The following is an 11794-nucleotide window of genomic DNA, read 5'->3' as shown; positions in this document are numbered from 1 at the left end:
CGTTGCGTGCCATGCGCACACCACTGTCCGTGGTCATCGGTGCCGGCGGCACCGGCGGCCACATCTATCCCGGGCTCGCCCTCGCCGACGCCCTGCGCCGCGCCGTGCCGGAGGCGGTCGTCTCCTTCGTCGGCACCCGGCGCGGACTGGAGGGCGAGCTGATACCCGCCGCCGGCTACCGGCTGCACACCGTCGACATGATCCCCTTCGACCCGGCGCTCGGCGCCCGCCGCTATCTGCTGCCCGCCGCGCTGCTGAAGTCCGGCGCCCAGGCCCGGGCGGTCCTGCGCGAACAGGGCGCCCAGATCGCCGTCGGCATGGGCGGCTACCCCAGCGCCCCGGTCATCCTCGGCGCCCGGATGGCCGGACTGCCCAGCCTCATCCACGAGTCCAACGCGGTGCCCGGCCGGGCCAACCGGTTCGCCGCCCGGCTCACCCCGCATATCGCGGTCGCCTTCGACACCGGGCACCTGCCCGGCGCCATCACCACCGGGATGCCGATCGCCGCCGCCCTGGCCGGTCTGGACCGGGCCGCGCTGCGCCCCGCCGCCCGGGCCGCCCTGGGCGTGCCCCAGGGTGCCCGGCTGGTCCTGGTCAACGGCGGCAGCCTGGGCGCGGCCCGGCTCACCGAGGCCGCTCTCGGCCTCGCCGACCGCTGGCGCGACCGGGACGGCCTCCATCTGCTCATCAAGACCGGCCCGGCCGCGCTGCCCGCCGCCCGGACCGCGCTGCACGGCCACCCGACCGCCCGCGCGGTGCCCTATCTGGACCGGATGGACCTCGCCTACGCCGCCGCCGACCTGGTGGTCTGCCGGGCCGGCTCGGCCACCGTCGCCGAACTCGCCACCACCGGCGTACCGGCCGTGCTGGTGCCGTACCCGCACGCCCCCGGCGACCACCAGACCCACAACGCCCGGGTGCTCACCGACGCCGGTGCCGGGCTGCTGCTGCCCGACGCCGAGACCACCGCCGACCGGCTCGCCGCCCTGGTCGAGCCCCTGCTCGCCGACCCGGCCCGGCTCGCCGCGATGAGCGGCGCCGCCGAACCCGGCCCGCACGCCCGCGCCGCCGACCTGCTCGCCGAGCACGTCATGCGCCTCGCCGCCCCCACCGTCCCGCTGCTGAAGGAGTACGCCTCATGGAACTGAACCCCGTTATGGACTGGACCGGCCGCACCGTGCTGGTCACCGGCGCCGAGGGCTTCATCGGCTCCACCCTGGTCGACCAGCTCCTCGAACGCGGCGCGCGGGTAAGGGCGTTCGCCCACTACAAGCCGTACGGGGAGAAGGGCAACCTGGCCCATCTGCTCGGCGACATCGAGCTGATCGCCGGGGACGTGCGCGACCCCGGGCGGGTGATGGACGCGGTCGCCGACTGCGACACGGTCTTCCACCTGGCCGCGCTGATCGGCATCCCGTACAGCTACGACTCGCCCGGCGCGTACGTCCAGACCAATGTCAACGGCACCGAGAACATCGCCGAGGCCTGCCGCCGCCACGGCGTACGCCGCCTGGTGCACACCTCCACCAGCGAGGTCTACGGCACCGCCCGGACCGCCCCGATCAGCGAGGACCACCCGCTCCAGCCGCAGTCCCCGTACTCCGCCTCCAAGATCGGCGCCGATATGATGGCGCTCTCCCACTGGCACGCCTTCGAACTGCCGGTGACGGTCGTCCGGCCGTTCAACACCTACGGCCCCCGCCAGTCCGCCCGCGCGGTCATCCCCGCCATCCTGGCCCAACTCCACGCGGGCGTAAGGGAACTGCGCCTCGGCTCGCTCACCCCCACCCGGGACTTCACCTACGCCGCCGACACCGCGCGCGGCTTCCTCGCCCTGGCCGGCTGCGACCGGGCGCTGGGCCAGGTGGTCAACCTGGGCAGCGGTCAGGAGATCGCCATCGGCGACCTGGCCCGGCGGCTGATCGAGGCCTCCGGCCGGGACGGCGTCGAGATCACCACCGACCGCGAACGGCTGCGCCCCTCCGGCAGCGAGGTCGAGCGCCTGCTCTCCGACAACCGCCGGGCCCGGGAATGGGCCGGCTGGCGCCCCGAAGTCTCCCTGGAGGAGGGCCTGAAGCACACCAGCGAATGGGTGGCCGAGCACCTCCGCCTCTTCGCCCCGGACCGCTACCAGGTCTGAGCCGATGCCCGCAGCCCCCGGGTCACGCCCCGGGGGCGGGCCGAGGCCACCGTCGGGGAAGCGGCGGCCTCGGCGACCGGCTCCGGCAGGGTGCGGAAGAACAGCCAGGCCAGCAGCGGCATCAGCACCAGCGGCGCCAGCGCCGTCCGCAGCGAGGTGGCGTCGGCCAGAGCGCCGCGGCCACCCGCCCCCAGCGGTCGGCCAGCGCACCGCCCACCAGCGCGGGCACGACCGGCAGCGGGGCGAGCGCGAGACCGCCGCCCCGGACCACCGCCGCCGCCGGCAATGGGGCCACCGCGAAGCCGAGATTGCCGCCCAGCGAGAACCACCCCATCGCCCGGTGGCCGCCCCCGCTCGCCGCCCGGGCCACCCGGGCCGACTCCGGGTGGTAGGCGGCCACCCCGACCCCCGGACACCGCGACGAACGCCAGGGTCCAGCCGTACGAGCCGCCGAGCGCGCACACCGCGATACCCACCCCGTTCATCGAGGTCTTCCGCCGCGCCTTCGGCCGTACCCCGGGCAGCGCCGCCCGGTGGCAACCGGTCCTCAGCCGGTCTCGTCGGCCGCCGCCGCCAGGCCCCCCAGCAGCAGCGCGGTGAACCGCCGTACCCACTGGGCGTCCACCGGTTCGGCGCTCACCAGGGCGCGGTGCACCACGGCGCCCGCGATCACATCGAAGATCAGGTCGTCGGTGCCGGCGGCCGGGCCCGCGCCGGCCGGCAGCTCGCCGCGGGTCTGCGCCCGCCGCCGCCCCTCCAGCACCAGCCGCTTCTGCCGGGCCACGATCGACTCCCGGATCCGCTCGCGCAGCGGCTCGTCCCGGGTGGACTCCGCGATCACCGCCATCAGCGCCGTCTTGGTCTCCGGCCGCTCCAGCAGCGCGGCGAACTGCCGCACCACGCCCTCGATATCGGCCGCGAGGCTGCCGAGGTCCGGTAGCTCCAGCTCGTCGAAGAGCACCGCGACCGCGTCCACCACCAGCTCGTTCTTGCCCGCCCAGCGCCGGTAGAGGGTGGTCTTGGCGACGCCCGCCCGGGTGGCCACGTCCCCCATGGTCAGCTTGGACCAGCCCAGTTCGACCAGCGCCGCCCTGGTCGCCTCCAGGATGGCCGCGTCGGCCCGGGCGCTGCGGGGACGGCCGCCGGTACGGGGGGCCCGGCCGCCGCCGGAGAGGGTGCTGCACATGACGCCCGACCATACCGGCCAGTACGTCCGGTGTTACCGACGCGTAGATGTGTTCCCGTTCACGTGCCCGCAACATCGGCGGGGGTGCGGCTGTGAGCCAGTTCACGGCCCCCTCCCGTGCCGCGCCTCCTCCCCTCCGGTTACGCTACGACCCGTAGCGAAAGCCTTCCGAAGGCTTCCCGCGACAACCACAGCAAGACCGGGGCCGTTGAGCCCCGGCATCCGGGGTGGGGACCCCGGTGCACGGTCCGGGGTGGGGACCCCGGACCAGCGACAAGTAAACGATGTCACCGGGCCGTCCGAGGCCCGCGCGGCCCCGCGAACCGGCGGGGAGCGCGGTGGGCGGGCGGCCGGGGGAGTACGGGACCGGGGCGGGGCACCGCGCCGGTCCCGCGAGCGCGGTGGCCAACGGTCGCGGCCCACCGGCTGCGGCTTACCGGTTACGCGCGCGAAGGGGGGAGGATGTACCCATGCAGCCTAGGAACATGTCCATGAGCGGTGTTGTCGACCTCGCCGCGGTGAAGGCGGCCGGAGAGGCCAAGGCCAAGGCCGAGCAGGCCCGCACCGATGCCGCCCGGCAGGGCGGTACGCCGGCGGTCTCGCCCTCCGCCCTGGTGATCGACGTCGACGAGGCCGGCTTCGAGCGCGACGTCCTCCAGCGCTCCACCGAGGTACCCGTCGTCATCGACTTCTGGGCCGAGTGGTGCCAGCCCTGCAAGCAGCTCAGCCCGGTGCTGGAGCGGCTCGCCACCGAGTACAACGGCCGCTTCGTGCTGGCCAAGATCGACGTCGACGCCAACCAGCTGCTGATGCAGCAGTTCGGCGTCCAGGGCATCCCCGCCGTGTTCGCGGTGGTCGCCGGGCAGGCGCTGCCGCTCTTCCAGGGAGCGGCGCCGGAGGCCCAGATCCGCCAGACCCTGGACCAGCTGGTGCAGGTCGCCGAGGAGCGCTTCGGCCTCACCGGTATCGCGGTGGACGGCGAGGCGGTGCCCGGCGAGCAGCCGGCCGCCCCGGTCCAGCCGGCCGGCCCGTACGACGCCCTGCTGGAGGCGGCGGTCCAGGCGCTGGACGCGGGCGACTTCGCCGGTGCCGTCCAGGCGTACAAGAACGTGCTGGTCGACGACCCGACCAACTCCGAGGCCACCCTCGGCCTCGCCCAGGCCGAGCTGCTGGGCCGGGTGGGCGGACTGGACGCCCAGGCGGTGCGCAAGGCCGCCGCCGACAACCCGTCCGACGTCCGCGCCCAGCTGGAGGCGGCCGACCTGGACCTGGTCGGCGGGCATGTGGAGGACGCCTTCGGCCGCCTGGTGGAGACCGTGCGCCGGACCGCGGGCGACGACCGCAACACGGCCCGGCTGCGGCTGCTGGAGCTGTTCGAGGTCGTCGGCGCCGACGACCCGCGCGTGGTCAAGGCCCGCGGCGCCCTCGCCCGGGTGCTCTTCTGACCGAGCCGAGCCGGGCGACCGTCGTCTCGGGGCTCGGGATGAGCGCCTGGGGCGCCTGGGGCCTCGTCTCGGTGAGCGCCCGGCGCGCCTCGGGGTGAGCGCCTGGTTTACCGGGCGCCCGGCGGGACACTCGCCGGACGCGCGATCGGCGGCCCGCCCGCTGAGCGTTTTGGCGACACAGTGACAAATCGCGGCCGCGCTTTACCAAAACTTGGTAATCGCGGCCGCTGTTACTTGCAGTAAATGAACGCCGCGTTAATGTCCGGCTTTCTCCCTACATTTCCTTCTTCGCCGAACCGGTCGGTAACACCCTGTGTGTCCGGTCGACATCGGTCTGTCGCGGCCCGGTTATCTGGCCGTTACTAGCCAGTAACGAACCCCTTGTGCCGGGGCGGCGAATGGACCACGATCGGCCACGCTCGGTCCGATTCCGCACCAGCCCGGCAAACCAGCCGCGCCGGTCGGACGAGGGTCCCCACCGAGCCGGCCGGCGATCACAGCGCCGGCCGCGGACAGGGGGGTTCCTGCCCAGCCGGCAGGGCCTGTCCACCCCAGGGCCGCGTCGACGCGCGGCCAGTGGTTGTCGCTCGGGGGTGATCGCCGGTGGTTCGGACGCACGTCGCGCCTGCCCGTACGGCGCTCTCCTTCCCGAGGACGTAGCACTTCTCCCATCTGATGGACGGGGCCTGACGCCCCTTCCGGAGATGTACGTCCGAGAAGGAGGAATCCTATGAAGTCCCAGGTTCGCGGTGGGACCAGATGGAAGCGGTTCGCCGTGGTGATGGTGCCGAGCGTGGCCGCCGCGGCCGCGGTGGGCATCGGCCTGGCCCAGGGAGCGCTGGCGGCGTCGTTCGCCATCTCCGGCCAGGAGTTCAAGGTCAAGGCGGACTCGCTGGTGGGCGATGACTTCGTCCAGTACGGCAGCTATGCCGAGGGCAAGAACCTGAAGGGTGAGGACTTCGCCGCACCGGTGGCCGTGTCGGGCTTCACGCACGCCACGATCTCCAACATGTGCCAGTCGGTGGTCACGCCCAACGTGCCGCTGGTCGGCACCATCACCCTGCGCCTGACGGCCGGCACCGGCAGGGACAAGGTCGTCGCCGACGACATCTACCTGGATGTCTCGGACCTCAAGGCCGACGCCAAGTTCGACAACATCGACATCGGTGTGGCCGCGGGCAAGACGAAGAAGCCGGGTATCCAGCCCGGTACCAAGGCCAACCCCTTCGGGTTCGCCCAGCAGGCCAAGAAGGCGACGCTGAGCAACGTGGAGCAGAAGGCGTGGGCCACCACGGCCGCCTCCTTCAAGCTCCCGGACCTCTCCCTGAAGCTCCTCCGCGGCAGCGGCGAGGGCAAGGAGTGCTTCGTCGACTAGTAGCGACCGAGTGGGTGGGGCGCCGGATCCCCGTGCGTCCCGCCCGCCCGGGCTTCGCTCACCCTCTTTCTGCACCACCGCTTCCAGGGAGCTGTTTTCCATGAGCGCCGAGTCCACTGGTTCCCGCGGATTCACCCACTGGCGGCTGCGCTTCCGTGCGTGGCGGGGCAACCGGCCGTTCTGGGGCGGGCTGTTCACCATGTTCGGCGGAGTGCCGATCGCCTACCTCCCCTACGCCGACATGCGGCTCGGGAACATCACCCTCGCCATGCAGACCACGGCGGGGGCGGGTTCGCTGATCATCGGCGTGCTGCTGATCACCTTGGGTCTGACCATGTGGTTCCAGCCCAACACCCGTGTGTTCGCGGGCATCGCGGCGATCATCCTGGGCCTGGTGTCCCTACCGATGTCCAACATCGGCGGATTCCTGATCGGCTTCCTCTTCTCGCTGATCGGCGGAGCCCTGTCCGTTTCCTGGGCGCCGGGCGTACCGGCGGAGGAACTGCCCGCAGGCGAGCCGCTGTCCGATGACGACGACGCGGCAGCCGAGCGGCCCCGCACCGACGACGAGCTGTCGGCCGTGGCCGCCTCCACCAACACCACCGACGCCCATGGCGGGAGGAACAGTGCGGGGTGACGAGAATCAGCCCGCGACGAGAAGGGGGCCGCGCCACGCGGCTCCGCGGAAGTCGCTGCTGAGCAAGCTCCAGGCGCCGGCCGGCAAGGCGATGGCCCTGGCGGCGATGCCCACCGCCGTACTCGTGGGGTTCGGCCTCACGCCCAAGCTGGCGATGGCCGACGACAAGGACATCCCCTTCGCGCCGGGCCCCTGTGTGACCCGCTCCGACGAACCGGAGGCGTCCGAGTCCCCGTCGCCGCCCGCGTCCGAGTCGCCCAAGCCCTCCGAGTCACCCTCGGACACCGCCTCTCCCTCACCCGAGCCCTCGGAGAGCGAGAGCGCGGCGGAGAAGCCCACGGAGGACACCGCCAAGCCCGGTGAGGCCGACGAGAAGCCCGCCCCCGCCGAGAGCCCCTCCGCGGACGGGTCGGCGAAGGAGCCCGACGGCAGGGGCGAGCAGAGCGCGACCGAGCCCGACAAGGCCCCGTCCCCCAAGCCCACCGAGTCGGAGTCCCGCCACCCGTTGGACCCGCTGGGCGTGGGCAATGCCCTGGAGGACCTCTTCGGCGGCATCGGCGGCAAGGACAAGGCCGAGCCGACGGAGACCCCGTCGAGCGGCACCCCCTCGCCCTCGGAGTCCTCCACCAAGCCGAGCGAGAAACCCGCGGACAAGTCCAAGGACAAGCCTGCGGAGAAGCCTGAGGGCAAGTCCGAGGAGAAGCCGGCCGAGAAGCCCTCGAAGGACGCCCCGAAGGACAAGGGCGACGAGGAGGACACGGCCGCCGACAAGACCAAGCAGGCGATCAAGGACGCCGCCGAGAAGGCCGGCGCCGAGACCGAGGAACTGCCCGAGGGTGCCAAGGGACTCGACCCCACGAAGGACGAGGACATACCCGACGGCGCCAAGCCGCGCTTCCCCTGCCCGACCGCCGACCCGGAGGCCCTGGCCGCCGCCGAGCTGGAGCCGGGCATCCCGCTGCTGCCGGACGACCCCTGGCGTCTGGAGAGTACGAAGCTCACTCTCACCGGCCTCGACTACCACGGCATCGTGGAGGTCAAGACCTACAGCGGCAAGATCAAGAAGGTGCTGAAGTTCACCGCCGACTACGTGGGCATCAAGGACCTGCACCAGCTCACGGTCCACTCCGAGGGGCACACCGGCCATGTGAAGTCCACGCCAGGCGAGACCTCCACCATCGACGGCGGCACGGTGACGATGTACACGGAGAAGCTGAAGGGCAACCTCTTCGGGCTGATCCCGGTCACCTTCAGCCCCGAGACCCCGCCCCCGCTCAACGTCCCCCTGGCCATCTTCACCGACGTCGAGGTCGTCCAGGCCGGCCAGTTCGGCGGCAATCTCACCGTGCCGGGGCTGCGGAACTACGTCGACGGCTGACGGATCGTTCGCATCTCGGATTCCGTAGACCTAGGCCTCCTCGCCAACAGCCGGGGAGGCCTAGGTATGTCGCGCGCGTCCAGCAGCAGGAGGAATCTGGGTGGCCTCCCTAACGGAGTCGTCCGATCCGCGACGAATGGCGCGAGTGGGCCTTCTAGAGTCGCAAACTGCATGAAATCATCACGATGACTTCGGGGGAGCCGAGGAGTTTGCGCGGGATGCATGCTCCGAACGGCCGGTGGCTACCGGCATCTCGGCGCGATATGAGGACGCTAATGCCTACTATCGCGCGAGGTTGGTTGAACAGCCGATCCCTCCCTACCTCTCGTGCTTGCACCCCGACGTCTCCCATTGACGTGACAGACAGGTGGAGAAGTGCGCACGAAAGCATGGTGGAGACGGTGTCGCCCCAGACCCGGCGGCCGTAGGGAGTAGAAGCCGCCGTCGTTGTCGCCACTGCGACGGCGCTGCTGGGCAGCCTTGTCGTGGCAGGGCTGACGGTTCGCACGAATCGATTGCTGGTATCCGCCCGGGGGACACCGTTCTGTCGACCGACCCTGAGTCGGGGCGGTCCAGTGCGGAGAAGGTCATCAACACCTATCGGCACGATGCTCGGGACCTTCTCGAAGTGACCCTCGACGGTGCCGCACGTCTCACGACCACGCCGGGCCACTGGCTGTACGCGGACGGCCGTGGCTGGACCGTCGCTTCGGACCTTCGCATCGGTGATCGGTTGCGTGGCAGGGGCGAGGGTTGGAGTCTGGTGACCGCCCTGACGACGAGACGAGCCGAGAGCCCGACGACCGTTTACGACCTCAGCGTCGAAAGGATCCATACGTTCCACGTCCGCACTGTCGGGGACCGTGCTGGAGACTACCTGGTCCACAACTGCTTCGACCTGCTGGGGGACGAGGGTCTGGAGGGCGCGCACACCCTGAGGGACCATGTCAATCCCACACCGGATGAGGCGCGGGCATTCGCGCAGGAGAAGGGAATCAATACGGTCTGGGTGGACAAGGAGACCGCGTCACAGGTGGTCGACTACGGGCTTGCCGACTTCTTCTCCGGGGCCAACGCGGCCGCCAACAGGAGAAGGCTCAATCGATGGCTGACCAATGGTGTTATCGGGGACAAATTTCCGGCGATCAAGGGTACCTTTGGAGCGCGCAACTCGCTGGGGCGTGCCTACAAGAAACGGCCTGATGGATCGATCGAGGAGTACGCTACGGCGAATCAGTACAGCATTGTACTGAAGAAGGCGCCCGGGCATAAGTTGGGGTTTGTTGTCTTCACCGCCTTTCCGGAGGGCAGGCTATGAGCGATCGAAGTCGTGAGTTCGACTTCGGAATCAGCGGCCTGTCCACGTGGTTCGACTCCACCTGGACGGTGGAGTACGTCTCTCCGACGGACGTCGTTCGCGCCGCAGTCGTCGGCCACGGAGGCAGGTCCGGGGCCCACATCGCTGATGACGCCGTGCGGCTGTGGGCATCCCCACTTTCCGCTGACGCGCTCGGCCAACTCTGGCAGGGAGCGACCGGTTGTGCGCATGTACTCGGGCGCTGGTCGATCGACGGACGTCGCTGGATGCGGCAGATCGTGGACGTCTGCGTTGGGTGTGGGACGGCCGATGCCAAGATTCTGAGCGCGGAAAGGTTCCCCTCGCCGCCAGGCGAACTGCTGCCCCAGGTGCTGGCCGAACTGCGTGACGCTCAGGACCGTCTCTGGCAGGGCGTCACGGAGAGAGGCGATGAGGGCTGGCTGCCTGACCTGGTCGGGGCACTGGAGCAGTGCATCGTCGATGTGAGCCCGGACGTGGGCTTCCGTCTGTTCCTCCGCGCCTTGAACGAGTACTGGGTACCCGCGACCACCGAGTCCTACGATCGCTGGGTCGAGTTGGGCGAGCGCTTCGGTTACGGGGAGTTCGTGGTGCACGTCGTAGAGCACCTCACGCGCCTGCCCGAGCGCTGATCCGCGCGCGGCGCCCGGATAGCCGGCCGCCGCGAGCGCAGACACCGGTGCCCCGGTCCCGTACACGTGGTGTACGGGACCGGGGCACCGTCGTATCGCCGGCAAGGCGCAAGGCCTCCGGCGCCTACCCGCCCGCCAGGTCAGGCTCCGTGCGCGGTCAGGACGTAGCCCTCGGGGCCCTCGAAGGAGAAGAAGGGGCCGAACGGGCCGTCGTTGACGGGGGTGAGGATTTTGATCCCGGCCGCGGTGAGCTGGTCGTGCAGGGCGGCGGCGTCGGGGGTGGAGAACCAGAGGGCGACGCCGAGGCCGGGGCGGCCCGCGTCCAGGTCGGTTCCGGGCAGCGGCTCGCGTACCGCGAAGGGGCAGGGCTTGGTGTCGAAGACGACCGCGCCGGGCGGGGAGGCCGGGGTGCGCCGGAGGCCGAGGTGCTTCTCGCAGAACTCGGCGGCGGCCTCAAGGTCGCGGACCTGCAAGGCGATGAAGTCGGGGCCGTCGATAGCGATGGACATGAAAGGTCCCTCCTCGGATATGCGGGGCAGGCATGTCAGGGTTTTGACATCTCCGACGGTACGGCCAGTCGTTCGGGGTGTCAAAATATGGACATGCGAGATGCTCCGCACGTCGAACCGCCCCACCCGGCCGCCGATGTCCTCGAACACGTGGGCTACCGGCTCAAGCAGGCGCATGCCGCGCTGCGCGGCGCCATGGACACCGCGCTGCGCGAGCACGGCCTGACCGTGCCCCAGTACTCCTGTCTGGAGGTGCTGGCCGCCCGACCGGGTCTGTCCAACTCGGAGCTGGCCCGGGCCACCTTCGTCACCCGGCAGTCCATGAACGTCGTCCTGCGCGGGTTGCAGGGCGAAGGGCTGCTTACCCGGCCGGACGCGGCCACCACCGGTCGCTCGCGGCCCACCACCCTCACCGAGGAGGGGGTGCGGCGGCTGCGGGCTGCGCAGGCCGATGTGTACGCGATCGAGAGCCGGATGGTCGCCGCGCTCCCGCCGGGCCGGCTGGACGCGCTGCTGGAGGACTTCGGCCGGATCACCCGGGCCCTTCAGGCCGACTAGCCATCGGCCGGGCCGCCGCCGTCGGCGTCAGCCCAGCGACTCCCGGGCGGTGCGCCGGATCCGCTTGGTGCGGCCCGAGTCGGCGAGGGCGTTCAGCACCCCGGGGTGCCGTACCTCGATGGCGGCGCGCAGCTGGAGCCAGTCGCTCCAGTCGGTCACCTCGGGCACCAGCGCCGGAGCCTCGGCGCGGAGGTCGTCCAGAATGGCCAGTTCACGGGCCCGGCGCTCGCTGAAGGCGCGTACCGCGGGCGGCAGCGCGGCCACCCAGGTGTCCCGTTCGGGGCGCGGAAGTAGCTCCAGCACCTCGCCGACGACCCCCGAGGCGAGGGCGCCGTCCGGTTCCGCCCGGACGGCGGCCGGCAGGAGGGGCCGGGCCGTCTCCGAGCGGAGCGCGGCGCGGTACACCTCCCAGGGGGCATGGCTGTCGTCCGGACCGGGCGGGAGGGGCGTGCCGAGCTCCCGGGCCAGGTCCTGGAGGGCCTGCCGCAGGCCCGGGACGCACGGGAGACCAGGCGTGTCGGCATCCGCCATCGGCCTTCTGCCTCCCCGCGGCGATGTGAACGTGTTCGCCCCTGATCGTACGGCCGGTGTTTCCGGC

12 protein-coding genes and 1 pseudogene are annotated in these 11794 nt (G+C 71.3%); 9 read left to right on the top strand and 4 right to left on the bottom strand.

The annotated features are described in order from the left end of the window. Positions 1–11: 11 nt before the first annotated feature. Both ABZ945_RS09900 and ABZ945_RS09895 read left to right on the top strand, forming a co-directional pair. Positions 12–1148 (top strand): UDP-N-acetylglucosamine--N-acetylmuramyl-(pentapeptide) pyrophosphoryl-undecaprenol N-acetylglucosamine transferase, encoded by a 1137-nt coding sequence (locus ABZ945_RS09900; protein WP_361266531.1) that lies wholly within the window; start codon positions 12–14, stop codon positions 1146–1148. Continuing rightward, positions 1139–2140, top strand: a complete 1002-nt coding sequence (locus tag ABZ945_RS09895; protein ID WP_361266529.1) for a GDP-mannose 4,6-dehydratase — start codon at positions 1139–1141, stop codon at positions 2138–2140. The genes ABZ945_RS09900 and ABZ945_RS09895 overlap by 10 nt, the downstream gene beginning before the upstream one ends. Here the strand turns inward: ABZ945_RS09895 and ABZ945_RS09890 are convergent. After that, a pseudogene (locus ABZ945_RS09890) lies at positions 2128–2667 on the bottom strand (hypothetical protein); the annotation flags it as partial. The gene ABZ945_RS09895 and the pseudogene ABZ945_RS09890 overlap by 13 nt on opposite strands. Before the next feature lie 20 nt (positions 2668–2687). After that, entirely contained in the window at positions 2688–3326 is a 639-nt protein-coding gene (locus ABZ945_RS09885) for a TetR/AcrR family transcriptional regulator (protein ID WP_361266527.1), read from the bottom strand. A 470-nt stretch (positions 3327–3796) separates the two neighbouring features. On the opposite strand from ABZ945_RS09885, the gene ABZ945_RS09880 reads away from it, so the two are divergent. The 6 genes from ABZ945_RS09880 to ABZ945_RS09855 all read left to right on the top strand — a co-directional run bounded on the left by ABZ945_RS09880 (position 3797) and on the right by ABZ945_RS09855 (position 10129). Next, positions 3797–4771: a tetratricopeptide repeat protein gene (locus ABZ945_RS09880; RefSeq protein ID WP_361266525.1), complete on the top strand. Its 975-nt coding sequence runs from the start codon at positions 3797–3799 to the stop codon at positions 4769–4771. Positions 4772–5501: 730 nt separating this feature from the next. Then, the gene (locus ABZ945_RS09875; RefSeq protein WP_361266523.1) at positions 5502–6146 is read left to right on the top strand and encodes a DUF6230 family protein; all 645 of its coding nucleotides are present in this window, start codon (positions 5502–5504) and stop codon (positions 6144–6146) included. 100 nt (positions 6147–6246) lie between these two features. Continuing rightward, complete coding sequence (locus ABZ945_RS09870; protein ID WP_361266521.1) at positions 6247–6783, top strand: DUF6114 domain-containing protein; 537 nt, start codon at positions 6247–6249, stop codon at positions 6781–6783. Continuing rightward, positions 6758–8161: a hypothetical protein gene (locus tag ABZ945_RS09865; protein WP_361266519.1), complete on the top strand. Its 1404-nt coding sequence runs from the start codon at positions 6758–6760 to the stop codon at positions 8159–8161. Before ABZ945_RS09870 ends, ABZ945_RS09865 begins: the two co-directional genes overlap by 26 nt. 367 nt (positions 8162–8528) lie before the next feature. Then, positions 8529–9479, top strand: coding sequence for a polymorphic toxin-type HINT domain-containing protein (locus tag ABZ945_RS09860; protein WP_361266517.1), 951 nt, complete (start codon positions 8529–8531; stop codon positions 9477–9479). Beyond that, positions 9476–10129: a hypothetical protein gene (locus tag ABZ945_RS09855; protein ID WP_361266515.1), complete on the top strand. Its 654-nt coding sequence runs from the start codon at positions 9476–9478 to the stop codon at positions 10127–10129. Before ABZ945_RS09860 ends, ABZ945_RS09855 begins: the two co-directional genes overlap by 4 nt. Positions 10130–10269: 140 nt before the next feature. Here ABZ945_RS09855 and ABZ945_RS09850 read toward each other — a convergent pair whose 3' ends face one another. Further along, the gene (locus ABZ945_RS09850; RefSeq protein ID WP_361266513.1) at positions 10270–10638 is read right to left on the bottom strand and encodes a VOC family protein; all 369 of its coding nucleotides are present in this window, start codon (positions 10636–10638) and stop codon (positions 10270–10272) included. A 93-nt stretch (positions 10639–10731) separates the two neighbouring features. On the opposite strand from ABZ945_RS09850, the gene ABZ945_RS09845 reads away from it, so the two are divergent. Continuing rightward, positions 10732–11196: a MarR family transcriptional regulator gene (locus ABZ945_RS09845; RefSeq protein ID WP_361266511.1), complete on the top strand. Its 465-nt coding sequence runs from the start codon at positions 10732–10734 to the stop codon at positions 11194–11196. A 27-nt stretch (positions 11197–11223) separates the two neighbouring features. On the opposite strand, the gene ABZ945_RS09840 is transcribed toward ABZ945_RS09845, so the two are convergent. After that, positions 11224–11727, bottom strand: a complete 504-nt coding sequence (locus ABZ945_RS09840) for a hypothetical protein (protein ID WP_361266509.1) — start codon at positions 11725–11727, stop codon at positions 11224–11226. Between the last annotated feature and the right edge of the window lie 67 nt (positions 11728–11794).

It is taken from the genome of Streptomyces sp. NPDC046887 (assembly GCF_040644755.1).
Taxonomy (GTDB): domain Bacteria; phylum Actinomycetota; class Actinomycetes; order Streptomycetales; family Streptomycetaceae; genus Streptomyces; species Streptomyces lichenis.
Note: the sequence above shows the minus strand (reverse complement) of the source record. Positions and strands in the feature narration are given on the sequence as shown.